Annotated in this window: 23 protein-coding genes; 9 read left to right on the top strand and 14 right to left on the bottom strand. The window is 36.9% G+C overall.

From position 1 onward, the window contains the following. A complete protein-coding gene (locus tag FFJ24_RS07285) occupies positions 1 to 207 on the bottom strand; it encodes a hypothetical protein (RefSeq protein ID WP_138823936.1) in 207 nt (68 codons plus the stop codon). A 137-nt stretch (positions 208 to 344) separates the two neighbouring features. Between FFJ24_RS07285 and queG the strand changes: the two genes are divergently transcribed. Next, positions 345 to 1,283, top strand: coding sequence for a tRNA epoxyqueuosine(34) reductase QueG (gene queG / locus FFJ24_RS07280; RefSeq protein WP_138824047.1), 939 nt, complete (start codon positions 345 to 347; stop codon positions 1,281 to 1,283). Here the strand turns inward: queG and FFJ24_RS07275 are convergent. The 4 genes from FFJ24_RS07275 to FFJ24_RS07260 all read right to left on the bottom strand — a co-directional run bounded on the left by FFJ24_RS07275 (position 1,280) and on the right by FFJ24_RS07260 (position 6,768). Next, the gene (locus FFJ24_RS07275) at positions 1,280 to 2,965 is read right to left on the bottom strand and encodes an alpha/beta hydrolase-fold protein (RefSeq protein WP_138823934.1); all 1,686 of its coding nucleotides are present in this window, start codon (positions 2,963 to 2,965) and stop codon (positions 1,280 to 1,282) included. The genes queG and FFJ24_RS07275 overlap by 4 nt on opposite strands. A gap of 69 nt (positions 2,966 to 3,034) precedes the next feature. Further along, complete coding sequence (locus FFJ24_RS07270; protein ID WP_138823932.1) at positions 3,035 to 3,859, bottom strand: AraC family transcriptional regulator; 825 nt, start codon at positions 3,857 to 3,859, stop codon at positions 3,035 to 3,037. A gap of 39 nt (positions 3,860 to 3,898) precedes the next feature. Next, positions 3,899 to 5,758, bottom strand: coding sequence for a M1 family metallopeptidase (locus FFJ24_RS07265; protein ID WP_138823930.1), 1,860 nt, complete (start codon positions 5,756 to 5,758; stop codon positions 3,899 to 3,901). Between the two features lie 56 nt (positions 5,759 to 5,814). After that, complete coding sequence (locus tag FFJ24_RS07260; protein ID WP_138823928.1) at positions 5,815 to 6,768, bottom strand: exonuclease domain-containing protein; 954 nt, start codon at positions 6,766 to 6,768, stop codon at positions 5,815 to 5,817. Between the two features lie 184 nt (positions 6,769 to 6,952). Here FFJ24_RS07260 and FFJ24_RS07255 point away from each other — a divergent pair, with 184 nt between their 5' ends. Together FFJ24_RS07255 and FFJ24_RS07250 are read left to right on the top strand one after the other, a co-directional pair. Continuing rightward, on the top strand, positions 6,953 to 8,926 hold the full coding sequence (locus FFJ24_RS07255; protein ID WP_138823926.1) for a DUF3857 domain-containing protein: 1,974 nt from the start codon (positions 6,953 to 6,955) through the stop codon (positions 8,924 to 8,926). Beyond that, positions 8,927 to 10,834: a DUF3857 domain-containing protein gene (locus FFJ24_RS07250; RefSeq protein WP_138823924.1), complete on the top strand. Its 1,908-nt coding sequence runs from the start codon at positions 8,927 to 8,929 to the stop codon at positions 10,832 to 10,834. 226 nt (positions 10,835 to 11,060) lie between these two features. Here FFJ24_RS07250 and FFJ24_RS07245 read toward each other — a convergent pair whose 3' ends face one another. Continuing rightward, on the bottom strand, positions 11,061 to 12,509 hold the full coding sequence (locus FFJ24_RS07245; RefSeq protein ID WP_138823922.1) for an SDR family oxidoreductase: 1,449 nt from the start codon (positions 12,507 to 12,509) through the stop codon (positions 11,061 to 11,063). A gap of 208 nt (positions 12,510 to 12,717) precedes the next feature. Here FFJ24_RS07245 and FFJ24_RS07240 point away from each other — a divergent pair, with 208 nt between their 5' ends. Next, complete coding sequence (locus FFJ24_RS07240; protein ID WP_138823920.1) at positions 12,718 to 13,503, top strand: murein L,D-transpeptidase catalytic domain family protein; 786 nt, start codon at positions 12,718 to 12,720, stop codon at positions 13,501 to 13,503. Here the strand turns inward: FFJ24_RS07240 and FFJ24_RS07235 are convergent. Next, the gene (locus tag FFJ24_RS07235; protein ID WP_138823918.1) at positions 13,500 to 13,952 is read right to left on the bottom strand and encodes a hypothetical protein; all 453 of its coding nucleotides are present in this window, start codon (positions 13,950 to 13,952) and stop codon (positions 13,500 to 13,502) included. The genes FFJ24_RS07240 and FFJ24_RS07235 overlap by 4 nt on opposite strands. A 201-nt stretch (positions 13,953 to 14,153) precedes the next feature. Here FFJ24_RS07235 and FFJ24_RS07230 point away from each other — a divergent pair, with 201 nt between their 5' ends. Continuing rightward, positions 14,154 to 16,007, top strand: a complete 1,854-nt coding sequence (locus FFJ24_RS07230) for a DNA topoisomerase 3 (protein ID WP_138823916.1) — start codon at positions 14,154 to 14,156, stop codon at positions 16,005 to 16,007. A 5-nt stretch (positions 16,008 to 16,012) separates the two neighbouring features. Here the strand turns inward: FFJ24_RS07230 and FFJ24_RS07225 are convergent, their stop codons facing one another. The 4 genes from FFJ24_RS07225 to FFJ24_RS07210 form a co-directional block, all read right to left on the bottom strand. Beyond that, the gene (locus FFJ24_RS07225) at positions 16,013 to 17,926 is read right to left on the bottom strand and encodes an AAA domain-containing protein (RefSeq protein WP_138823913.1); all 1,914 of its coding nucleotides are present in this window, start codon (positions 17,924 to 17,926) and stop codon (positions 16,013 to 16,015) included. Positions 17,927 to 18,090: 164 nt separating this feature from the next. After that, positions 18,091 to 18,474, bottom strand: coding sequence for a DUF3037 domain-containing protein (locus tag FFJ24_RS07220; protein WP_138823911.1), 384 nt, complete (start codon positions 18,472 to 18,474; stop codon positions 18,091 to 18,093). Further along, positions 18,452 to 19,243: a HipA family kinase gene (locus FFJ24_RS07215; RefSeq protein ID WP_138823909.1), complete on the bottom strand. Its 792-nt coding sequence runs from the start codon at positions 19,241 to 19,243 to the stop codon at positions 18,452 to 18,454. Before FFJ24_RS07215 ends, FFJ24_RS07220 begins: the two co-directional genes overlap by 23 nt. A 628-nt stretch (positions 19,244 to 19,871) precedes the next feature. Further along, positions 19,872 to 20,060 carry a hypothetical protein gene (locus FFJ24_RS07210; RefSeq protein WP_138823907.1) on the bottom strand — a complete coding sequence of 63 codons (189 nt, stop codon included), beginning with the start codon at positions 20,058 to 20,060 and terminating at the stop codon, positions 19,872 to 19,874. Between the two features lie 111 nt (positions 20,061 to 20,171). Here FFJ24_RS07210 and FFJ24_RS07205 point away from each other — a divergent pair, with 111 nt between their 5' ends. Genes FFJ24_RS07205 through FFJ24_RS07195 form a run of 4 tightly spaced genes read left to right on the top strand, consistent with a single transcriptional unit; the run spans position 20,172 to position 21,433 of the window. Then, complete coding sequence (locus tag FFJ24_RS07205) at positions 20,172 to 20,552, top strand: hypothetical protein (protein ID WP_138823906.1); 381 nt, start codon at positions 20,172 to 20,174, stop codon at positions 20,550 to 20,552. A 44-nt stretch (positions 20,553 to 20,596) separates the two neighbouring features. After that, complete coding sequence (locus tag FFJ24_RS07200; RefSeq protein ID WP_138823904.1) at positions 20,597 to 20,800, top strand: KTSC domain-containing protein; 204 nt, start codon at positions 20,597 to 20,599, stop codon at positions 20,798 to 20,800. A 1-nt stretch (position 20,801) separates the two neighbouring features. Further along, a complete protein-coding gene (locus FFJ24_RS26465; RefSeq protein ID WP_246862762.1) occupies positions 20,802 to 20,957 on the top strand; it encodes a hypothetical protein in 156 nt (51 codons plus the stop codon). 47 nt (positions 20,958 to 21,004) lie between these two features. After that, positions 21,005 to 21,433, top strand: coding sequence for a hypothetical protein (locus tag FFJ24_RS07195; protein WP_246862761.1), 429 nt, complete (start codon positions 21,005 to 21,007; stop codon positions 21,431 to 21,433). 198 nt (positions 21,434 to 21,631) lie between these two features. Here the strand turns inward: FFJ24_RS07195 and idi are convergent, their stop codons facing one another. Genes idi through FFJ24_RS07180 form a run of 3 tightly spaced genes read right to left on the bottom strand, consistent with a single transcriptional unit; the run spans position 21,632 to position 23,900 of the window. Continuing rightward, positions 21,632 to 22,174 carry an isopentenyl-diphosphate Delta-isomerase gene (gene idi / locus FFJ24_RS07190; protein WP_138823902.1) on the bottom strand — a complete coding sequence of 181 codons (543 nt, stop codon included), beginning with the start codon at positions 22,172 to 22,174 and terminating at the stop codon, positions 21,632 to 21,634. Then, positions 22,175 to 23,011 carry a phytoene/squalene synthase family protein gene (locus tag FFJ24_RS07185; protein WP_138823900.1) on the bottom strand — a complete coding sequence of 279 codons (837 nt, stop codon included), beginning with the start codon at positions 23,009 to 23,011 and terminating at the stop codon, positions 22,175 to 22,177. Further along, the gene (locus FFJ24_RS07180; RefSeq protein ID WP_138823897.1) at positions 22,995 to 23,900 is read right to left on the bottom strand and encodes a MerR family transcriptional regulator; all 906 of its coding nucleotides are present in this window, start codon (positions 23,898 to 23,900) and stop codon (positions 22,995 to 22,997) included. Before FFJ24_RS07180 ends, FFJ24_RS07185 begins: the two co-directional genes overlap by 17 nt. Positions 23,901 to 24,194: the final 294 nt, after the last annotated feature.

Raw genomic sequence — 24,194 nt, 5'->3', positions numbered from 1 at the left:
TTATTTTCTCATCACAAACCAGATAATCAAACCGATAATTACCGCTAGAGGTAATACCCACTTCAAGGCTTGTCCTCCTCCATTTTCATCTTTCTCTGTAACGGCTGGTTTTGCCGGTCCCGGATCTTCTTTATGATTTTCGTAATCTTTTTCAATCGGTTTAGGAGCTTCTCCTGATTCCGTATGTTGTGGATCTATATTTTCCATAGCTAATGCTTTAAAAGCTCTCCCTGCGTAGTGTTACAACAATCAGGAGGAACCATAATTAATTAATTTAGTTTCTGTTTCTAGAACAAGTGATTAATGAAAATGTTTTAAATCCTAAGCCTTATCTTTGCAGATCGGTGTACAACAATTATGCAAAATATAGCCAGCTGATCAAAGATGAAGCCATGCGTTTAGGTTTCATGGCCTGTGGCATTGCTAAAGCTGAATTCCTTGAAGAGGAAGCGCCAAGATTGGAAAATTGGCTCAACCAAAACCGTCATGGCGAAATGAAATACATGGAAAATTATTTTGATAAACGCCTTGATCCCAGATTACTGGTTGATGGCGCTAAATCGGTAATTTCCTTATCGCTAAACTATTATACTGAAGAAAAACAGTCAGACCCCAACGCACCAAAAATTTCCAAGTATGCGTACGGACAAGATTACCATACCGTAATTAAAGAGAAATTAAAAGAACTGACTCATTTTATAGAAGAAAATATTGGAGAAGTTTCCGGAAGGGCATTTGTAGATTCTGCTCCGGTTTTAGACCGCGCCTGGGCAAAAAAATCAGGAATTGGCTGGATTGGTAAAAATTCTAACCTGATTAGTAAAACCGATGGTTCTTTTTTCTTCCTTGCTGAATTGATTGTTGACCTGGAATTGGGTTACGATCATCCTTATCAGGCAGATTACTGTGGAAGCTGCACCCGCTGTTTAGATGCCTGCCCTACTGATGCCATTATTGCACCACAGGTTGTGGATGGAACGAAATGCATCTCCTACCTCACCATTGAGCTCAAAAATGAAATCCCAAATGAGTTTAAAGACAAAATGAGCAACTGGATGTTTGGCTGCGATATCTGTCAGGATGTTTGCCCATGGAACCGTTTCTCAAAAGCGCACAATGAAGAGGCCTTTAAGCCCGGGAATGGATTACTGGATTTGAACGCAAAAGACCTCACTGAAATTACAGATGATGTTTTTAAAAAGGTTTTTAAAGGATCGGCAGTTAAGCGCACCAAATTTACCGGACTGAAAAGGAATATCGATTTTCTGAAACCTGAAAATTAGTTTGATATTAAAAGTTCTATCTGATCAATCCAAACTGCCTTGCGATCGTAAGTTTTATTAAAATTATCTAGTATAATTTTTTTATCATAAACAGCCATTTTTTCAGTGCGTTTAACTCCATTTATAAAAACAGATACCGGTTTACTTACATCAATCATTTCTGGTGATAGAAAGATGGTCAGCGATTTAACCTGTGAAGTTTCTATATGAAATTCGTTATTGCTAAATGTAGCCTTAACTGCCCCCGATTTTCTTGGAAAGTTAAATGCTTTAAATAATGTATCGGTTGTAATAACTGTATCTTTTGATTGATCATAGTCAACTACTTTAAATATATCGAAATTTATTATTTTGTGCCAATCTGCTGGTTTATTGACCGTATCCAATGCTGTAATCTGGATCCAGTCTGTTTTACCATATTTCACATCATCGCATTCCCAATAAATGGATTTTTGAAATGGATTTCTGGTTCTGCTTTTTAAATCCTTAAATAATAACTGGTAAGCAGGCTCAGATTCATCAAATTGCGGAAACCAGTGAGGCCACCCTTTATATCGGTGATCCTGATAATCTGCCCCCATTTTTTTCATTATTATATTTAAAGAATCATTTGCGTCTGGTGGGAAGTAGTAATCTTCATCCGTAGACACATTAAAAAACGATCTGTTTAAAATATTGCGCACAAATGTGCCTCCGGTTCTAACCTTTGGCTGCGTATTAAATCCATAAAAGCCGGCAAACGGACTTTGTTGCTTCATTAAATAAGAAAAAGAACCTGTTGCTCCGTTTGAATGCCCGGTGATGAAAACTTTATCATCATCTACATTGATGGATTTTTTAATTTCCTTTAGCATTGCTGGTACCATAAAGAAACCATCATCAGGTTTCATCCAGTTAAATTTCTTTGAACCTTTTGGATAAACCATTATTACCTCATTTACAGCAGCATATTTGGTATAATATCTGTTCCAGCCATCCATAACCCAGGATGCATTTTGAAAACTCGAAAGGCCATTACCACTTACCGCTCCATGAAGAAAAAATAGTACAGGATAGCTTTTTTTCGGATTATAGTGTGATGGTAAACTAACATAATACGAGGTAATTAAACTATCTGTCACTTTAAATTCGACGGAATAACCAATGTACTTTTTTGCCTGATAGGCATTGAAGGATTTAATCTCCTGATATGCTTGTTTGCCATCCTTAGCTTTAAAATAAGTGTCCTGTTTTAAGGGGCCAGCCTGGAATTCATCCTGCCGATCGTGCAACTTTTTAAAAAAAACTGACTTCATCTTTTGAGCTTTCGCCAATACGACCGGCCATCTGCTATCTTTAAAAAGATTTTTATATTCATTTTGAGGATATTCAAACGTTAAATAATCCCATGTAGTTCTTTCATCATTATTTAGCGCCAGGAAATGATTTATATATTCGAATGCACCGTTATTATCTTTAAGTTCTGAAGCTAAAACAGATGCTTTATATAGAGACTGGTCGCTTACCTCTTTTGGAAATTGTATAAATGCCTTTTTGTATAAGTTTAGAGATTTCCTGTAATAGACAGTATCCTTTGCATCCCACATCACATTTAATGCACTATCGGTTAACCTGGTATAGGTTTGGGCATTTAATTTTAAAACAATACTTAAAAATAAAAACAGGATCAGAATTTTCTTCATGGCTATTGATTTAGATCCTCAAATTTAAGAGAGAATTGGATGCCATAATTGTAAAATTGGGACATTTGGCTAACTGCTAAACTTCCAGAAGGTATCCTCTTTACCGATAATCTTTCCATCATTAAAAAACTTGGCTGGAGCAACACCTGTGAGTAATTTGCAGGCTTTAATAAAATGAGATTGATCGGTATAGTTTGCCTGATGAGAAAGATCAGATAGATTCTGATCTCTGTTATTACTTAACTTATTCGACATTAATTCTCTAAAACGCACAATCGACCTGTATTTCTGTGGACTGATATTAAGATATTTATGAAATAGCCGGTTTAAATGTTTTCTGCTGATGCCAAGTTTATTTTCAGCAATCGAGTCAATTGAAATATCATCAACGTTATCGCGAAATAAGTCTAATGCTTTTTCAATGTATAAGTTCTCAACTTTAGCATATCGCTTAATAAGCAGATGATCAACGAAAGTAACAAGTTTTTCAATATTACTTGTTCCGAATAACTGCTTAATTTCTTCCTCCTCAAAAAACGAAAAATTTGCATCGAATGTCAATAATGATGAACCATTTAAAAATTGATTAATTCCAAAGGGGTTAAAAACAATAGCTATTTTACAAACAAATCCAATTTGCGTAACCTTTAATGGCCGTTCTCTGATCGGGGTATAAATCTGAACGGGTTTCGACTCAATATCAAATTCCAAAATGGCATGGTCTGGTTCGTATTTAAAACGATGACTGCTATATAACGAGATGGTATTGTTATAATGAGGGTAGCAAATATACTCGTTTTCTTCATTTTGATTATCGGTGATGTGCAGGTAATAATAACTTACATATTTCCTTATTAGTTCACTTTCTGGCTTAAAGGTTTCGAATATGCGCATTAAACAAGCTCATTAAATATCAATTCACCGTCCCCCGCTTTAATTCACCGAAAAGCTGTTATCACTTTTAATCTTATCAGGCGTGTGTGGGTTCCCCATCACAACTTTAGATAATTTTTTAGTAGTCTTCACTTCAATTTTTACCAGTCGATCACCTTTTTCCCATACGCCAATAGTACTGTGATTTTTTTCTTTGGTACCGTCTTCAAAGGTTAGCGTTAAATCAATAGGCAAAGGCTTAACACTTTTATTTTCAATACTTACTGTATATCCACCTGAAGTTTTATCTACGGCTTTAATGGCCATATCGGTCACACCATCTTCAAAAAACCAGGCTTTCCAAAACCAGTTCAAATTTTTACCACTGCCCTCGTTTATACTGTTAAAGAAATCGTAGGGCATTGGGTGTTTGCCATTCCAGTTTTGGATATAAGTATGCAAAGCCTTAGTAAACAATTCATCTCCCAGATAATCTTTAACGTACAAATATCCTAAACCAGGTTTAGGATAGGAGTTGGTAAAAGAGCCTGATCCTTTTAAATCAGGCGTCAAAGTCATAATTGGTGTATCGTCTTTCCCGCCAGAAGATGAAGCAGTAGGCTGCACACCATATTCATCTACAATGCTAGAATCAATCATTGGTGATATTAGCCACTCACCGATAGTTGCCCAACCTTCATCCATCCAACCATACTTGGTTTCATTTATACCCATATAAAACGGGAACATGGTATGAAAAATTTCATGATCAGTTAGGGTAATGGCATCCGTACGATTATCAACCGGATTATCATTTACCATCATTGGGTATTCCATCTGGTCTAAACCATCAAATATTGTTTCATGGCTATAAGGGAAAGGCCATTTTGGAAAAGTATAACTCATCGCTTCTACCGTTTTACGGGCAAAATCGATCACTTCATAATAATCTTTATGTTTATGGTTAAAAACAGCATCTACACGGGTTCTTCTTTTCGTTTTAGGATCAACCACTAAACTGCTCGATTTCCATAAGTAATGATCACTCAAAGCAAATACAAAATCGGTTACATGCCTGGCTTCAAATTTAAAAGTATTATAAGCATTAGGCTGCGTTACTTTTTTATCGGCTAAATCTTTATCAGTAATCACATCAATTATAGCATCGTTCTTTTCGGCAGATAACATTCTCGAAACAATATCTTTCTGGAAAACTTCCGAAGGATTTTTCAGGTCTCCTGTGGCCCATACACCATAACCTCCTGGCACCGTAATTGAAGCATTAAACTGATCAAAGTCGTTGTAAAATTCTTCAGCACCTGTATATGGAAATTTGTTCCAGCCATCTACATCGTCATAAACTGCGATACGCGGAAAAAAGTAAGCCACAAAATGCGAACCTTCATCAACCTGTCCGGTACGCGTATGCGATCCTTTATTTAAAGTATAACTATAATCAATAGAAAAGCTAATGGTTTTGCCTGGTACAACAGCAGGGACATTAACGGTCATATTTGTTCCATCAATTTTAAAATCGGCTATTGATTTGCCGTTTGCTGCCATTTTTTCTATAGTCACTCCATCACCAAGATCAGATTCTGCCAATTTTGATTTTCTTGGTGTACCCTTTTTATATAGATTTGGATATAGTTTAAACCAGATTTCCTTCAAAGTATCAGGACTGTTATTGGTATAAGTTACCTGAACCTTACCCTTTAATAACCTGCTGCCAGGATTAAAATCTACATTCAAATTGTATTTAGAAGTATTTTGCCAATAATGCTTACCGGGTTTCCCATTCGCATTTCTGGTTTCCTTTTGATAAGTTTTCTGAAATACGGGTGCTATCGGTAAAGTAGTTTGCGCACTAGCGTAAAAAGCTGCACACAGTAAAAGGCTAAATATTTTTATAGATTTCATTTTTTTAGCTTAGGGCTTAGCGCAATGCGCATAGCGTTTAACAATTATCCGGTCTACTACTTACCAAATTTCATCTTCAATTGTTCCAACATATCCGTATTAATCGGCTGAGCAGGTTTTTCTGGCTTCGGCTGAGGTTTCTGCTGATACTGAGGCTTATTTGCAGGCGTGTTATTTTGAGGTCGTGCTGCCTTGTTCTCATTTTTCTTCGCATTGAACTTTGCCCACTCCTCGTCTAATTTCTTCTTTGTGTACAATGGAAAATCGCCATTTTTCATCCAGGCATAATAGCTAGGTTCTACCGAAAATACCTGAGCAGTAGTTTTACCTTTGTGTTTACCAAAGTTAAAACATACCTCATCGCTATCATTGTAAACCAAACGACCAGCAAAATCTACTGGTTTGTTAATATTAGTGAAGATATGCAGTGCATCTACGTCATTTACAACTGGAATGCTTTTTACACCTTGTTTATTCTCAAACTCAGTTTCTTTGTACATTTCCAGCTGCCCAAGTAAAACCTTGTAAGTGGCAATAACATCAGCTTCTGCAGCATGCGCATTAATTAAATCTTCCTGACAATAGAACTTATACGCTGCTTTTAAGGTACGCTGTTCCATTTGGTGGAATATATTCTGTACATCAACAAATTTACGGCTGTTCATGTCAAAATCAACTTCTGCTCTTAAAAATTCTTCTAAAAGCATTGGGATATCAAATTTGTTTGAATTGTATCCAGCCAGATCACTATCTCCGATAAATTCAGCAATTTCTACTGCTAAAGTTTTAAAGGTAGGCTCATTAGCAATGTCTTCATCATAAATACCGTGTATTAACGAAGTTTGCAAAGGAATTGGCATTTCCGGATTTACCCGCCAGGTTTTAATAAGTTCGGAACCATCTGGCATGGCTTTTAAAATCGCTATTTCAACGATCCTGTCAGCTCCAACATTAACTCCAGTAGCTTCTAAATCAAAAAATGCTAGAGGACGCTTTAAATTTAATTTCATTTCTTATGATGTGAGATTAGCGACATTAGATTTGAATCGGAATGTCAAATTCTTTTTTTCCAAAAATGCTAAAAAGGTTTCATTAGTTCTGTAAAACAGCTTTATTAATTTATAAATTTAATTGTCATATTATTTTAGAATGTTACTTTGCAGCGTTAAATTGCGGCAATTTATATACGCTCAAATGAATAAAATATTAGCCATACTATTCCTTCTGTTTTTATCACTAACCACTCATGCTCAAAACTTTAACTTTGGATCAATCACTTATGACGATTACGAATTCGACAGAAAAAAATTAGACAGCAATGCGAATGCTGTTGTTTTAAAAGAATTTGGTACCGCATCAATTCAACGCGACGACATTACAGGCAGTTTAGAGTTGATTTTTGAACAGCATGTAAAAATTAAAATCTACAATAAAGAAGGCTTTAAAGAAGCTAATATTGTTATTCCAACCTATAAAGATGAATCCCGCGAAGAGACGATTAGTGATTTAAAAGCTTCTACCTTTAATTATGTAGACAATAATTTTGTTGAAACCATTATGGACAGGAAAGCCATTTTCACCGAAAATCGGTCGAAATACACCAGACTAACCAAGTTTACCCTTCCGAACCTCAAAGAAGGCTCAATAATTGAATATAGTTACAGGTTAAAATCGCCCAACTTATTTAATTTCAGAACATGGGAGTTTCAAGGCGACATTCCAAAGGTGATTAGTGAGTATTTGGTTTATATTCCAGGGATTTACAACTATAACGTTTCTCTACGCGGATTTCAAAAACTGACTGATCAAAAATCAGAATTGAGCAAAGAATGTTTAAGGCTTTCAGGCGTTGCTATCGATTGCTCAAAAATCACCTACGTGATGAAAAATATTCCGGCATTTATTGAGGAAGATAACATGACTGCTCCGAGTAACTTCAAATCGGCCATCTACTTCGAGCTTTCTGATGTTCAGAATTTAAACGGTAGTAAAACGTCCTATACCAAAACGTGGAAAGATATTGATTATGAGCTCTCATCCTATAAAACACTGGGCGACCAGATGAAAAGGAAAGATGTTTTTAAAGACCTCATTCCAGAAATCACAAAAGGAAGTTCAACGGATTTAGACAAAGCAAAAGCCATTTATAATTATATCAAAAAACAGATCAAGTGGAATAATTATTACGGAAAATACGCAGAAGATAATATTAAAAAAGCATTGGAAAACAGATCTGGCAATGTGGCAGATATTAACCTGAGCTTAATTGCAGCACTTTCTGCAGCTGGTTTGGATGCGGAAGCCGTTATACTCTCTACCCGTGATAATGGAACGGTAAACAAGCTTTATCCGGTTATGAGCGATTTTAATTATCTGGTTGCAAAAGTGAATATTGCCGATAAAAGTTATTTGTTGGATGCTACAGAACCACTGTTACCCTTCGGTTTGTTACCACTACGGTGCATTAACGACCAGGGAAGGGTAATCAATTTGAAAAAACCATCTTACTGGATTGATTTAAAGGCCAGCCAGAAAACAACTACCAGTTATATTCTTATGGGAAAAATGACTACCGATGGGAAAATTACCGGCACTTTAACTACCTACACAATGGGTTACGCGGCATATAGCAAACGTAAAGATATTCTTCGATACAATTCTCCGGATGAATATGTCGAGAAACTTGATGAACGTTTAACCAGAATTAAAATACTGGATCATCAAATTTTGAACCTGGATAGTGTAGAAAATTCTTTGATAGAAAAATATGAGGTGGAATTTACCATAAACGATGGTACCAATAGAGATCAGTTTTATTTTAGTCCATTTTTTATCAATACCATTTCAAAAAATCCGTTTAATTTAAACGAACGCACCTATCCTGTTGATTTAGGCGCAGCGTCTGACGAGCGCATCGTCATCAATGTACTTTTACCGGAAAAATACCAATTGCTGGAAAAACCAAAAGATATGGCTATTGCTTTGCCGGATGCTGGTGGAAAGTATTTACTACAGACGGGTTTGGATGAAAACACCATTTCCGTAAGTCAGATTTTACAGTTTAACAATGCTATTTATCAACCAGGAGAATATCTTTTCTTAAAGGAATTTTATAGCAAGATCATCCAGAACCAGAAAACAGAATTTTTATTAAAAAAGGCAAATTAAATGAGATTCTTATTTACCGTATTTTTCTTGCTTTTAATTTCTGCTGTTGGCTTTGCGCAAGACAACTATGATGTCGATTTAATTCCCGCTAACCTGCGCAACCGGGCCAATGCCTGCATCAGAAATGAAGAAACAACCATTGATATGCGCTCGCCTGATAATGTAATGCTCAATGTAAAAAAAGCCATTACGGTATTTAACCAAAATGGAGAGGATGAAGCCCGGCTGGTACTCTATTACGATAAAAACATTTCGATCAAAAGCATAAAGGGAGAAGTTTACAATAGCGTTGGTAAACTTACTAACAAGTTTTCTCAGAACGATTTTGCTGATATGAGCGCTGCCGACGGATTCTCTTTATTTGTTGATAGCCGCGTAAAACACTATCTGCCATCAATAAACCAATATCCTTACACCCTGGTTTACAATTATGAAATTAGAAATAAGCAAAACCTGATTATTCCAGATTGGAGTCCAAAACCAGCAGATGATGTTTCTGTAGAGAAAAGTACCTATACCTTTATTTGTAAGCCAACAGATCAGGTAAGAATAAAAACACAGAATTATAGTGCAACACCAGAAATACTAACTGATGATAAGCAGAAAAAAACAATTTGGAAAGTAAATAATATCCTGGCCGTTAGAACTGAACCCTATAGTCCGGCTCGCGAAACTTATGCCACCAATATCCAGATTGCGCCGCAAGCATTTTATTATTACAACCATAAAGGCAGTTATACCAACTGGAAAGAGCTGGGTAAATGGATTTATGAAGATTTATTAGCAGAACGCAAAGCCTTGCCACCTGCAACCGTTGAAATGGTAAAAGATCTGGTAAAAAACGAAAGAACGGACAAAGATAAAGCGCGTAAAATCTATCAGTATTTACAAGACAAAACAAGATACATCAGCGTACAAATTGGTATTGGGGGTTTTCAGCCCATTGCGGCCGGCGAGGTAGACCGCCTAGGTTATGGCGATTGTAAAGCTTTGGTAAACTACATGCAAAGCCTGTTGAGTGCAGCCGATATAGAATCGCATTACTGTGTGGTAGAAGCTGGTTCTGAAAAAAAGAGTATGGATCCGAAATACGCCAGTATGGTGCAGGGTAATCACATTATTCTTTGTATGCCTTTAAAAGGCGATACCACCTGGCTGGAATGTACCAGCCAAAAAATTCCGTTTGGTTTTTTAAGCGATTTTACTGATGATAGACTGGTACTGGCCTGTACTGCCGATGGCGGAAAACTATTGCGTACGCCAAAACTAACAACAGCTGAGAACTTGCAGACACGTAAAGCCGAGTTAACTGTTCAACCAGATGGAAGTATTTCAGGCAAAATGAGTACCGTTTATGCCGGCTCCCAGTACGAAAATCAGGAATCAATGATTGGTAAACCTGTAACCGAACAACATAAGTTATTAAAAGAAACTTACAACATTGATAATATCGATTTTGAAACAGTTTCTTTCGCTCAGAAAAAAGATATTAACCCTAAATTAATAGAAGATCTAAAAATCAATATCAGAAATTATGCACCAGTAAATGGGAATAAGATGTTTTTACAGCCCAATGCTTTTAACATAAAACGATCAATCCCAGAAATAAAGAACAGAACGCTACCCGTTTACATTAACCGGGGTTATACTGATGAAGATACGATTGTATACACCCTGCCTGATAATGTAGACACCAAATTAATTATAGGACAGGATAAAACGTTTAAAAGCGATTTTGGGCAATATGTGTGTAAAATATCTATAGAAGGCAACAAATTAACCTATCACCGAAAATTTGTTTTAAATGATGGAACATTCCCGGCGGAACAGTACTCAGCATTTTCGAAATTTATAAATGATGTAAATTCGGCTGATTATTTAAAACTTGCCCTTAGCTTAAAGAAATAGACCACTTTTTTAATAATTGTAAAAATCTGCGCTTCTTTTCTGCGTAATCTGTGGGAAACAAAGCGCCCTTAGCTTAAAAAAATAATCCCCAAACCGATTCCAATAATCATAATGAGGTACATTAGGATTTCTGTAGAAGCAAATTTCTTGTACTTAGTCCAGAAGGAATAATCATTTTCGTCGTTTGGCATTTTACTACTTTTGCGACAAAAATAGGCAAATATATTTAATTATCGGGCCTGTAAGTGGTAATCTGCCGTGCCATTCCCTTAAATAAAATAATATGGAATGGCCACATGGCATACCAATATACTCTGCCCCATAAACCTTTTGGTCTGAAAGTAGCGATTTGCGATAAAAAAGCTTTTCCATGAAACTCCACCAGCTTCAATTCGAGCCATGCTTCGCCGGGCACTTTCATTTCGGCATATAATAACAATCTTTTACTCTTTTTATCGGCAAGCAGTACACGCCAGAAATCGAGCACATCTCCTGCCTGTAAGTCAGTATTGCTGGTCCTGCCTCTTCTGGTACCTACCCCACCAAACATTTTATCTAAAAAGCCACGCAAATGCCAAAGCCAATCCATAAAATACCAACCTCTACTACCCCCAATGCTCCAGATATTATCAAAAACTTCTTCCGCTTTGCGTTCAAAAGGCATTTTAACTTTATATTGCAAGGTGCCGTTTTGTGGTACCTTAATCTGGTCCATAAAATTCGAATCGAGATAACCTCGATTCAAAGCATCTTTCCAGCTCGAAACAATAGAATTCTGGTCAATCTTTTCGAAGGCAAGATGTAATGATGCTGCATAACTTAAACAATCCCGGGGTACCACTTTCTGAATACTGTTATCCTTACATATCACTTCATTTTTCATGCTATCCACCAAACTCCTTGCAAGCGAATATGGTACAGGTGTAATCATGTTTAGCCATAAAGAAGACAACCGTGGCGTGAGTACAGGTACGGTAACAATCCACCTCTTCAAATCCCGTTCTTTTGCGTAACCTAGAAGCATTTCTCTATAGGTTAATATATCAGGTCCACCGATATCGAAAGTTTGATCATAAGCTTTATCATTATGCAGTACACCGATCAGATAAGCTAAAACATCGCGTATGCCAATTGGCTGACAGCGTGTTTCGACCCATTTTGGGGTGATCATAAAAGGGATTTTCTCGGTTAAATCACGTATAATTTCAAATGAAGCACTTCCAGAGCCAATAATAATGGCTGCCCTTAATATGGTGCAGGCTTTTCCCGATGATTTAAGTTCTTCCTCCACTGCTAACCTCGATCCTAAATGTTTGGATAAATGTTCATCGTTGGCTATGCCCGTTAAATAGATGATCTGCTTACAATTTGTCTTTTTAACCGCTTCTGCAAAATTTTCGGATGAGGCCTTTTCCATATCCGAAAATCCGGTCTGGCTGGATGACATGGAATGCACCAGGTAATAAGCGGCATCGATATCTTCAGGAATCTCGTTTAAGGTTTCAGCTTCTAACAAATCACCTGTAATAATCTTTACCTGATCGCTTAATTCAGATTCGGAAATGAACCGACGCTTATCCCTGACCATACAAATAATTTCATGCTTTTCTTCCAGAAGAAGTGGAAGCAATCTTGTTCCGATATAGCCATTTGCACCAGTTAATAAAATTTTCATAGTCCGGGATTTAAGAGATAACACTAAATAAATGGCTTTGTTAGCATAATTTTCTGAATAAAGAGAAATTCACATGCTTAACGGCTATATAATCACCGCTTAAGTCATGAGAGTGTAAAACAACCTGTATTTTTATTCCTACAAAATAAATATGGGCAACATTTAAGTAGAACTACCGTATAAATAACTCATTATCAAACCAAACTGAATGAAGAAATACATCCTGGACATTGCTACGATTTTTTTAGCGGGTATGAGCATTGTCGGAACAAGTTGGAAAGCGATAGATCGACCCCAGATACAACAAGATACGATTAAAAATATAGCGGCAGACAGTCTGTACAATCAATACATCTTAAATATATACCACGAAATTCATTTAGATTCTGCAGGATTAAATGAACAGGTTTTTGAAAAGGCATTAACCGGGTTTTATAATATGAAATATTCTGGTTTATTACATGCTAAACCTATTTTAACAATTGCCGATTTCGATCAGGAAAGTACAAAAAAACGTCTGTACATAATCGATTTAGCCTGTAAAAAGCTAATCTTAAACACCTGGGTAGCGCACGGACAAAATAGTGGTGGCGATAAACCTTCATCTTTCTCGAATAACATCAACTCAAACCAGAGCAGTTTGGGCTTCTATTTAACCGGCGAAATTTATAATGGTAAACATGGTCGTTCGCTCAAGTTGGATGGAATGGATCAAGGTTTTAACAGCAATGCCAGAGAAAGATCAATTGTGGTTCATGGCGCAAGTTATGTAAGCCAGAAAAGTATAGATGAATTGGGTAGACTGGGCAGAAGCCAGGGTTGCCCCGCTGTTCCCGCTAAACTGGCAGATCATGTGATTAATACTATCTCAGACCGAACAGTACTTTTCATCAATAATTCAGAGCAGTTATATTATTCTTCCTTTTTAAACGAAACCCTTGCATCCAGCGTAGCTTTAAACCAATCACAGTTTTTTGCATCACAAATGGATTAATAATGCTTAATATTTTTGGCGTTTAGGTTTTTGGGCAGGATGTTAATGAAAAGTGATTGGCTGCCTGCAAGCAAATCCCAAACCCAACGGTTGCTGTCTACCTCTTTTTCGCCGCAATCCACCACCTCGGCACGCTTGAGCAGTTTTTTAACGATATTCTGAATCCATCTTATTTGTATAATGCGGTTAAAGTATAAACCCAGGTAATCGCAGTATACATGTACCAGAATTTCTACAATCAGCGAAGCATTAGAAATAGCAAGTTTTTTACCAAAATGCTGTTCATAGTCGGCTTTAATTGTATTGACCAAAAGCTCGAATCGCTCAAGTCTTGCATCTGCTTTTCCTGCCAGATAAGCCCACAGTTCAGCATTACTGTACACACGGATTAATTGAGGCTCTAGTCCAACTTTAATTTTGTTTCCTTTCAGTTCGTAAATTTTATCCATTCATTAAAATAATAGCAGCGTTTAGATGGAGATATTACTGGATTGTTAATCAATTCAATATAAAAATTGCCGATCCAGATAATGGACAAAGTTATCTGATAATTGTTTACCAAAATGAATGTTAAAAGGCATTGTGAGTAATTTTTTTAATCTGTTGCCAATATTTTAATCATCTTTGGGCTTGAAAAGATAAGCCCATTCATGAAGATTGTAATTGCAGAAAAGCCTTCTGTTGGTCGCGAACTTGCTAAAGTTTTTGGAGCAACCACCAGAAAAGATGGATACATTGAAGGTAAAGGATATTCTTTTACCTGGGCATTTGGACACTTATTACAATTAGCTCCTCCTCAGGATTATGGTTTTATTGGCTGGAGGAAGCAGCATTTACCCATGCTTCCACAAAAATTCAAACTTGCTGTCAGAAAAATTAAAACGAAAGATGGTTTTGTAGAAGATCCAGCAGTACGCAAACAATTAGATACGATAAAAAAACTTTTTGATGAGGCCAGCGAAATTATTGTGGCAACGGATGCAGGGCGTGAGGGTGAATTAATTTTCAGGTACATTTATTATTACCTGAAATGCAAAAAACCATTCAAACGCCTTTGGATCTCTTCACAAACAGATGAAGCCATAAAAGATGGATTCAGAAATTTAAAACCCGGAACAGATTACGATACTTTATTTAATTCAGCCCATTGTCGCTCGGAGTCGGATTGGCTGGTGGGCATGAATGCTACTCAGGCACTAAGTATTTCTGCAGGCAATAGAACAGTTCTTTCTTTGGGAAGGGTACAAACACCTACTCTAGCCATGATCTGTGCCCGTTTTTTAGAGATTAAAAATTTCGTTCCTCAAACCTATTACCAGATCAGCATTTTACTGGCTAAAGATGAACAGGTTTTCAAGGCGATATCAACCTCGAACTATAAGGAAAAGGAAGAGGTAGAAAAGTTATTTGCGCTTGTAGAGGATGTGGCCTCTGGCTTTCCAACAGGTGGAAACATTACTGCTGTAGAAGCTAAACCAAGAAAAGAGCCCCCTCCGCTACTGCACGATTTAAGCAGTTTGCAGCAGGAAGCCAATAAGAAAAAAGGATATACTGCGGATCAAACACTTAATATCCTGCAGAACCTGTATGAGAGTAAATTGGTTTCTTATCCCCGTACCGGATCGCGCTATATTGGTGATGATGTTTTTGCCGGCGTTCCGGATCTGATTGCTAAATTCACCGATCATGCTGATTTTGGAAAACAGGCACAGTTTCTGCAAACCATTGCCTTAAATAAACGAAGTGTTAATGCTAAAAAAGTAACCGATCACCATGCTGTTTTACCGACAGGCGAACAGGCTTATGGATTGAGTCCGGATAAACAAGCGGTATACGATATGGTTGTTGGACGTATGATCGAGGCATTTCACCAGGAATGTATCAAGGAGTTAACCAAAATAACCATTCAATCAGGAGTTACTTTTGTGGCCAACGGAACCGTAATCCGATCTGCAGGCTGGCGGGCTGTTTTTAACGACCCTGAAGATGATAAGAAGGATGAAGACAATGCAGCATTACCAAAAGTTGCTGTTGGCGAACAATTGCCTGTCACAGAAAAATCTCTTTTAGAAAAACAAACGAAACCTAAGCCAATGTACAACGAAGCTTCCTTATTAAAAGCGCTCGAAACATGCGGCAAGGAGATTGAAGATGAAGAATTACGCTACGCCATGAAAGATAGTGGTTTAGGTACGCCGGCAACACGTGCATCCATTATCGAAACCTTAATTACCAGAGAATATATTACAAGGGAAAAGCGAAATCTTGTCCCTACCAATAAAGGTTTGGCTGTTTACGAAGTAGTGAAGGATAAACAGATCGCACAGGCTGAACTTACCGGACAATGGGAAAAAAGACTGGAAGAAATCCGCTCAGGTTCATCAGTAAAAGATTTTAAATCCGAAATTACAGAATACACCAAAACCATTACGCACGAACTATTGATTGCAGGGGCAAGTATATCGGGCAAGCTTGAAGAAGAAAAGAAACTGGAAAAGGTTTAACTTACTTACAGGTCTATAAACTCCCAGGCACTGTGGTAGGCATTCAATTGTTCTGCATAGTGAATAAATTCTGCATAAAAATTAGATTTCGATAATGTAGCGCTATCCCCAATCACAACCAGCTTTTTCCTGGCCCTCGTCATGGCCACGTTCATTCGCCTCGTATCTGATAAAAACCCTATACTTCCATCGCTATTACTTCTGGTCAGGCTGATATAAACCACATCACGTTCCTGCCCCTGGAAACTATCTATTGTATTTACCGAAATTTTATTTCGATATGGAATTAAAATTTCATTTTCCTGAACCAGGGCATTTAAAATCTGAACCTGTTGTTTATATGGAGAAACAATAGCAATAGATGGAAAGCTTTCAGTTGAGGTTTGATCCATCAAACCAGCAACCAGATGCGTAAGATGTTTAACCAAAAACGCAGCTTCATCAGGGTTGGTTGTGCTGGTTCCGTCTAATTTTTCGTCGTAACTACAACCTGCCGTATCGATAAACTGGATCGGTTCATCACCGGTAAATAATAAATTATCGGCAACAGACTGATGGGCTTTTAATGCATTTTTGTAAAATACCCTGGACGAATAACCCATAATATCTTTGTTCATCCTGTATTGTTCATTTAACAACACAACCGATTCTGGATGAAGATTTACAGCTTTTTCTAATAAAGTGGTACCTAAACCATTTCTGGCTGCCTCATTTGATTTTATGGTTGGCGAAAGCTGGAAATGATCCCCGGCCAAGATTACTTTCTGCGCCTTTAAAATCGGTATCCAGCAGGCTGGTTCTAAGGCCTGTCCCGCCTCATCAATCACAATCGTATTATATTTTAAATTCCGAACGGTATAATGGTTAGCCCCTACCAGTGTAGCAGTAATAATCTGTGCTTTGGTAAACAGATTATCCATAATATACTGTTCGGTTTTTTCTACTTCTTTTCCAATTTTGTGTGCTTCATCAAACAAGGCCTTGCGTTGGTCGCGTTCTGCTTTGCCAAAACTACGTTTATATTTGTGGGCCATATTTTTATACTCACTGGCCTGTTTTTTTAAAACTTTAATGGTTTTCATCTCCGGATGATCGGCCATTTGATGATCGAGCGTAGCCGCAAGCAATCTTTCCGAAACCCTTGCCGGGTTACCCACACGGATTACTTTTAACCCTTCAGCAGCTAACTTCTCCGTAAGTAAATCAACCGCAGTATTACTTGGTGCCACCACCAGAATTTTTTGATCACTGTGTTTAACCAACGATTTTATAGCATGTACTAGTGTTGTTGTTTTTCCGGTGCCTGGCGGACCATGAACCACAGCCAGATGATCGGCTGCAATAATTTTATTCACGGCTAATTGCTGCGAGTCGTTTAGTGTATTGGGAATGATAAATTTCTCTTCTCCCTGAAATGAAGGTTTTTCTCCTTTCGTTAAAATATGGATCAGTTTATTTTCCGATTCATTCTCTGCCAAATGCGTAGCCTGTTTAAGGGCATTCTGCATTTCATCATAACTATTATTATCAAAAAGTAAATCAACGCCGAGTTTGCCATCTCTGGTCCAGTCTGGCAGTTCATCCACACGCAAGCTGATTTTCATCCTGTTGCCACTTTGATGATTGATAATCCCCTCTACCCGGTCTTCTTTGGCATCGTGATTAGAAAATAATACCACAGCAGCGCCAAAACGGAACTGATGGGAAAAATCCTGATGGGTAGTTCTTTCCAGCTCAATGGTTAAATAATCACCCCGGCCTATTTCTGTATTCCTGATTGCAATAGGGTACCAGGTTAAACCCAGGGCTCTCCTATCAGCAGCCGAAGTATTTTCAGTAAGTTTTAGGTACGATTGTAAATCTTCGTTGCGTTCGGTATCTAGCAGATCCTGGAGTTTTTTGAAATATTCTTTTGGCAAGGTAGATGGGTTAATTGTGGAAATTAGTTAATTGTTGAATTGCTTGATTGTTAATTGATAACTACCAATTGTAAACTGATTAATTGTTGGATTGTTCAGGAACTGAATATATTTTGTTTTAGAGGTAGTTCAAACGCTTAGCGCCATGCACTTAGCACTTAGCACTATAAAACCAGCTCCTGGTGCAACCTCAATAAAGTCTCTTCCGCATCGTCACAAAATCCGGGGTGCACTTTTGAGCATTGCACTACAGTACTTCTGGTTGCCGTAAGCCACCTAAAACGAGACGCCTGATCGTATTGACCAATGGGGCCAGATCCTTTTGCGGCCGTACTTATTCTTTCAAAAGCACATAAGTTTTCTTTGAGTTCATGTAAATCTATTTCAGTAGAAAAGGCCTTTATTTTTTGCTCATCAAGCGTGAACACACTTTTTAAATACTTTTGCCTGGCACAAAACAAAATAACACCCACATTAATAAATTCTTCACGTTCTACCCTTGGCATTACACGAATTACAGCGTACTCAAATAAGAATTTCTCTGGCATGCTGTGCTTCTTTTAAAAATATAGTTGAATGAGCTAACCTGGTAGAAAGGAAATGTTTATAGGCATTGCGATGCTCCACTCTGCTTTCAAAATTCGTTTCGCCTTCCAGCCAGTTATCAGGAATTAAATTAATTATCGCTGCTATCTTTTCAGGATTGAGTAGTTTACTAAATTCTTCATTTACACTTTCCAGTTCAGAAGCCCATGGCAACAATACATGGTCTTTTACCAAAAAGAAAGGTTTAATGGCCTGCTCTTCCCAATTTTGCCAGGAATGATGAAAATATAATGCGGCACCATGGTCTATTAACCAAAGTTCTTTATGCCACAGTAACATATTGGTATTTCTGCAGGTACGGTCCATATTGGTCAAAAAACAATCAAGCCATACAATTTGCGAAGCAAGTTTAGCATCCACAGTAGTTACTGTTGGATCGAACGTTATCGCTCCTGATAAATAATGTAATGCCAAATTTAAGCCTATACTGGCTTTTAACAAATCCTGAATTTCTTCGTCGGGCTCTGTTCTCCCAAAAGCTTCATCCAAATTAGCAAAAACCAACTCCGGTACACGCAAACCTAAATAACGGGCAATTTCGCCACCAATTAGTTCGGCAATTAAAGCCCGCGGACCCTGTCCTGCTCCTCTAAATTTCAGTACATATAAAAAGTTATCATCAGCCTCGGCAATGGCGGGCATCGAGCCACCTTCGCGCAAAGGCGTAACGTATCTGGTTACATTTACCGTTCTAAGTTGTAAATCGTTCATATCTGCAGGTAGAATGGCCACTTATTTTGTTTATGCACAATTCTAAACTTGCAGCAAATTTAGCAGAATTCCAACAATAAATTGGTCAAAGTTTAGTCGTAAAGATCCTTGTAGGAATGCAATTAATCGTTAAATAGAAAGTTATTTATTTGAAGCGCAATGCCAGTAACCATTATTGAGGGTTCAGTCCTGCTGTACATTACAACCCTTTTGGTTAAAACCATTAAATTAGACAATTCAACGATCATCCAAAAGGGATTTCCATTGCCATCAGGGCTACCGGGGCGCTGGTAGTAGTCAAATTAAAATAATCTTGATATTAAATATAAGATTAAACAGATTCCAAATCATTTTAACCATATAATAACACGCAACCTTATATTTCTAACATGGTTAATATTAAACCTATGCATCTAAGAGTATTAGATTTAGCTACCATCTACAAGTTCCAAATAACGGTTGATTTTTAGTGCAAGCGGGAATTTTAAAACTTATGGCATTAAGATTCCCAATCAAGTTGGGAATGACGATTCATCGAGGATTATTTTCAGTATCGACAGCCACAGGCAGCTTTGTGATCTCAATGCTCCTCACCCTGCGTCATATGTGGTAAACATTGTAATCTGTTCTAATCGTGTCCCAAATAAACAATGCCGGCAGGTGTTATCGCAGACGACCATTGCACCGAATCCCGGTTAATTTTAATCAGGCCCATACTTTCTAATTCTTCATACGCTTCTTCCATCCCGCCCAAAACCGAAGAACTAACCTGTTGATTGATTACCTCAAGTAGAGATATGATTTCTGATCTTTCCATAGAATAAATAATTAACTATATCTTAATTAACATAAATCTAATTAAAATGTTTATTGCTTATTTAAACATTTTCAAGTGTTTAAGGTTGTATTATAATCCGATTTGATTACTATGGAAACACACCTTTATTATCTCTTTATTATGGCTTTGCCTGTAGCTTGCATCGCGTGGACAGTTACCAAAGAAGAAATTTTCAGAGAAGCGCGTGAATTCTGTGTAAATCGCTCTAAAAACTGCAATCAACTGATAAAAAGGAAATTTTTTTATGTATTTACATGCGAATACTGCTTTAGTCACTACGTAACCTTAATACTGCTCTTTATTACCAAATTTACTTTAATTTATCCGGATTGGCGTGGCTATATTATTTCTTTCTTCTCTATTGTATGGATTGCCAATGTTTATATGAGCCTGTACAACATTATCCGTATTGATTTGAAGAAAGAAAAAATCAAAGTTCAGAAAGAAGAATCAACCCTCAAGAATGATTGAAACCATTTATAACGGGCGCTGTTTTTAACGTATAACCTGATATTATGCCGTCATCAGTAATCAAATACTTTAGTTATGATACAGCTACAGAAACATTAAAAATCATTTTTGTAACCGGTATGGTTTATTTGTATAAGAATGTTCCAGGAAAGATTTACGAGATGTTAAAGGCATCCGGATCAAAAGGGAGATATTTTAACAGTAAAATTAAAGATAAATATAAGTTCCAGAAACTGGAGGAAGAATAATATGCCTGAAGGTCCAACAATCGTGATATTAAAAGATTTAATCAAAGCGCTTCATCTGGGTAAGCCGGAAGTACTGAAAGTAGCAGGCAATGCTAAAAATTTCGATAAAGATAGATTGCTCCATCAAAAGATCCAGGATTTTAAAAGCTGGGGCTGATCTTTAAAAACGATGAATTAAATTTCTATACCTGCAAAGTTGACCTCTTGGAAGGGAATGTTAAAAAACATTACAATTGGGAAAATGATGTTATGGCTGATGAATGGAGCAGCAGCGCAGCTATTAAAACATTGAAAGAAAAACCCCTGTCTCTGGTTTGCGACATATTGCTAGATAAGCAAATTTTTAGCGGGGTGGGTAATATTATTAAAAATGAGGTCTTATACCGTAACCGCATACATCCCCTGACCAAAATTGAAAATATACCACCTGCAAAATTAAAAGCATTGGTTAACGATACCCGGAATTATAGTTTTGATTTTTTAAACTGGAAAAAGCAAAATACATTCAGTAAACATTGGCAAGTATACAGTCAGAAAGAGTGTCCGCTTAAACACAAAATAGAGAAAAAGGAACTTGGCAAAACACATCGTCAAACTTACTTCTGCGAAAAATGCCAAAAACTATACCGCTAGCAAAAAAATATTTTTTGTATTAAACTTTTCAGCATATAAACATAAAACACTAATTATTAACCATTTAAATTAGAGTAAAACCTTTTATTAAACAACAAACTATAATCTTAAAGTAAAAGAATTATTAAATTATTGGAATTTTCTAAAGTAGTCCTATATTTGTCCTCGAGAGCGTTAATTTAGATACGGGTATATGGCTTAGGCTGTATGCCCGTTTTTTATTTTAGCCGTTGATGCATGTGCAATTACTTCATCTAAACAGATTCTTAACCAAGGTGTATAGGCATCTGGATTAACCGCAATATCATTTGCTAAAGTATCCAAATCCACATATTTAAAGGAGGCTACTTCATCCTGATTTATAACTGGTAATTTATCGCTCATGCCAAAAAAAACATGGTCTATCTCGTGTTCCGTTAAGCCATTTTCAAATATTGCTTTATATGTAAATTTAAACAAAAAGTTTAACTCGCAGGCAATACCCATTTCTTCCATCAATCTCCTGTTAGCCCCCTGGATACTACTTTCTCCAATCCGTGGATGACTGCAGCACGTATTCGTCCATAAGCCACTCGAATGGTATTTGTTCATCGCTCTTTGTTGCAACAACAATTCACATTTAGAATTAAAAATAAAAACAGAAAAGGCACGATGCAATAAACCTTTTTCATGCGCTTCCATTTTATCCATCTGCCCTTTCGGCACATCTTCCTGATCAACCAGAATAACCTGCTCTTCCATTTAAATTACGTTTAACTTATTACGGATAATCGAATCAAACATCAAACCAACTTTACGGGTGTTCGAAATTCTTATTCGTTCAGTCATTATCTTTTCAGCACTTAAGCGCTTTATCTTAGCAAATAGTTTTTTATAGTAGATATAAGACAAATATACACCATTTCTGGAAGCAACTGGCAATAGCTTAATACCGGTAAGTGCCATGGCAAATTCTGTTTCAATTTCTTCTTCGATTTCCCTTTTCTGATTATCGCAAAATACCGCCAGATTAACATTAGGAAAATAATTCCTGCTAAGTGTTTGATGATCAGCCTTAACATCCCTCAAAAAATTAACCTTCTGAAATGCAGAGCCCAACTTCATGGCATAAGGTTTCAACTGTTCGTAATCTACATCGCTCCTATGGGTAAAAACTTTTAGGCACATCAAGCCTACTACTTCTGCAGAACCTAAAATGTAATCGTTGTAAAGTTCGGGAGTGTATTTTTGTGTAGAAAGATCCATCTCCATACTTCTTAAAAAAAGAACAATAAGTTCAAGATCTATCTGGTATTGATTTACAACCTCCTGAAATGAATTTAAGATGGGGTTTAAACTAATGCCCAGGTTAATGGCTTCGAAAGTATCCTCCTTAAATTTAGCTAACAAAAATTTCTTGTCATAATGATGAAAGCTATCTACAATTTCATCTGCTAAACGTACAAAGCCGTAAATAGCGTGTATGGGTTGTCGGAGTTCTTTACCAAGAAAATAAATACCATACGAAAAGCTGGTACTATATAATTTAGTGGTAAGCCGGCTACAATCGGCAGATAGTTGATCAAAAATTTCTTTCATGTAAAATAAGGGATTCTATTGTTTTTTCGAATTCATCAAGCGTTTTAATCCAGTTGATGTGATCGATATGATTTAGTTTACCAATAACCTGACTATTTCCAGCAAGATGGATTTTAGTGGTCGAGCATATTTCGGATAAATGATCTATATATTCTTGTGCTGCAGGTGCTAATCTGGATTTTACCATAAAAAGCAGCACATGGCTAACATTTAAGGTAGAAAATACCCGTTTAATTGAATCCAGCGGGACTTTGCTACCTAAAAAAATAACATGCTGATGCTGCATTCGCAGCATATAACAGGCAAAAAGCAGCCCAATATCATGATCTTCGTCCTCTGGTAAAAAAAGCAGCCAACTTTGGCCTGAATGCTCATTTATAGGAAGATTATCAATATGGGTAAATATTTTCTGACGGATAATATTTGATAAAAAATGTTCGTGTGCAGGACAAATATCGTCTTTTCGCCACATTAAGCCTAAGCGCAACAACAGAGGATATATTATTTTCCTATAGCAGCCAGAAAGCCCCAATTGACCGATGCATTGATCAATTAAATGATTAAAAGAGGGCTCGTCAAAGGCCAGACCATACTTTATAAGTTGAGAAACATAATAATCATCTTGCTTATCATCAGTAGGATGATATAATTGCTGGTCGAGAAGTTCATCAATCTCCTCATCTGAGAGACTGCAGATTTTAGAAATTTTTAAGCCACTTTTATTTAAGGTTACAATGTTTAATAGTTTTACAAGCTGCTGATCATCATATAAACGCGTATTGCCTTGGGATCGCAACGGACTCAATGCATTATAGCGTTGCTCCCAGATCCTGATGGTGTGAGAATGGATGCCCGAAAGCTGTTCAAGATCTGCAATAGAGTAAGTCATTATTTTGTTTAAATATATTTAATAAAACTTAAACAAAAAAAAAGAAAAAAAAGTTTTCACTACATCTACAGCAAATTTATTTTAAAAGAAAACCTCAAGGCGTTGAGTCAATAGTTCAAAACCAAGAATTAAACGCTTTGATTAGATGAGGCTGTATCAAAAACAAGTCTCCCTAAATATTTTATTATATTGAACCCGTCTTATGCTTAGCTTGAAGAAATATTGGAACGAATTAAATGGCATTAAAGCAGGCCCTCAACAGCATGATCATTCTTTGTTTTACTCGCGTGGCCT

Source organism: Pedobacter sp. KBS0701 (assembly GCF_005938645.2).
GTDB lineage: Bacteria > Bacteroidota > Bacteroidia > Sphingobacteriales > Sphingobacteriaceae > Pedobacter.
Note: the sequence above shows the minus strand (reverse complement) of the source record. Positions and strands in the feature narration are given on the sequence as shown.

What these genes read in the sequence shown, in the direction of transcription:
- FFJ24_RS07230 (WP_138823916.1), top strand. Translation starts at nt 14,154, where the DNA reads ATGAAGATTGTAATTGCAGAAAAGCCTTCTGTTGGTCGCGAACTTGCT.
- FFJ24_RS07265 (WP_138823930.1), bottom strand. Translation starts at nt 5,758, where the DNA reads ATGAAATCTATAAAAATATTTAGCCTTTTACTGTGTGCAGCTTTTTAC.
- FFJ24_RS07235 (WP_138823918.1), bottom strand. Translation starts at nt 13,952, where the DNA reads ATGGATAAAATTTACGAACTGAAAGGAAACAAAATTAAAGTTGGACTA.
- FFJ24_RS07200 (WP_138823904.1), top strand. Translation starts at nt 20,597, where the DNA reads ATGCCGTCATCAGTAATCAAATACTTTAGTTATGATACAGCTACAGAA.
- FFJ24_RS07250 (WP_138823924.1), top strand. Translation starts at nt 8,927, where the DNA reads ATGAGATTCTTATTTACCGTATTTTTCTTGCTTTTAATTTCTGCTGTT.
- FFJ24_RS07180 (WP_138823897.1), bottom strand. Translation starts at nt 23,900, where the DNA reads ATGACTTACTCTATTGCAGATCTTGAACAGCTTTCGGGCATCCATTCT.
- FFJ24_RS07220 (WP_138823911.1), bottom strand. Translation starts at nt 18,474, where the DNA reads ATGCCAGAGAAATTCTTATTTGAGTACGCTGTAATTCGTGTAATGCCA.
- FFJ24_RS07255 (WP_138823926.1), top strand. Translation starts at nt 6,953, where the DNA reads ATGAATAAAATATTAGCCATACTATTCCTTCTGTTTTTATCACTAACC.
- FFJ24_RS07275 (WP_138823934.1), bottom strand. Translation starts at nt 2,965, where the DNA reads ATGAAGAAAATTCTGATCCTGTTTTTATTTTTAAGTATTGTTTTAAAA.
- FFJ24_RS07215 (WP_138823909.1), bottom strand. Translation starts at nt 19,243, where the DNA reads ATGAACGATTTACAACTTAGAACGGTAAATGTAACCAGATACGTTACG.
- FFJ24_RS07185 (WP_138823900.1), bottom strand. Translation starts at nt 23,011, where the DNA reads ATGAAAGAAATTTTTGATCAACTATCTGCCGATTGTAGCCGGCTTACC.
- FFJ24_RS07260 (WP_138823928.1), bottom strand. Translation starts at nt 6,768, where the DNA reads ATGAAATTAAATTTAAAGCGTCCTCTAGCATTTTTTGATTTAGAAGCT.
- FFJ24_RS07205 (WP_138823906.1), top strand. Translation starts at nt 20,172, where the DNA reads ATGGAAACACACCTTTATTATCTCTTTATTATGGCTTTGCCTGTAGCT.
- FFJ24_RS07210 (WP_138823907.1), bottom strand. Translation starts at nt 20,060, where the DNA reads ATGGAAAGATCAGAAATCATATCTCTACTTGAGGTAATCAATCAACAG.
- FFJ24_RS07240 (WP_138823920.1), top strand. Translation starts at nt 12,718, where the DNA reads ATGAAGAAATACATCCTGGACATTGCTACGATTTTTTTAGCGGGTATG.
- FFJ24_RS07270 (WP_138823932.1), bottom strand. Translation starts at nt 3,859, where the DNA reads ATGCGCATATTCGAAACCTTTAAGCCAGAAAGTGAACTAATAAGGAAA.
- idi (WP_138823902.1), bottom strand. Translation starts at nt 22,174, where the DNA reads ATGGAAGAGCAGGTTATTCTGGTTGATCAGGAAGATGTGCCGAAAGGG.
- FFJ24_RS26465 (WP_246862762.1), top strand. Translation starts at nt 20,802, where the DNA reads ATGCCTGAAGGTCCAACAATCGTGATATTAAAAGATTTAATCAAAGCG.
- FFJ24_RS07285 (WP_138823936.1), bottom strand. Translation starts at nt 207, where the DNA reads ATGGAAAATATAGATCCACAACATACGGAATCAGGAGAAGCTCCTAAA.
- FFJ24_RS07245 (WP_138823922.1), bottom strand. Translation starts at nt 12,509, where the DNA reads ATGAAAATTTTATTAACTGGTGCAAATGGCTATATCGGAACAAGATTG.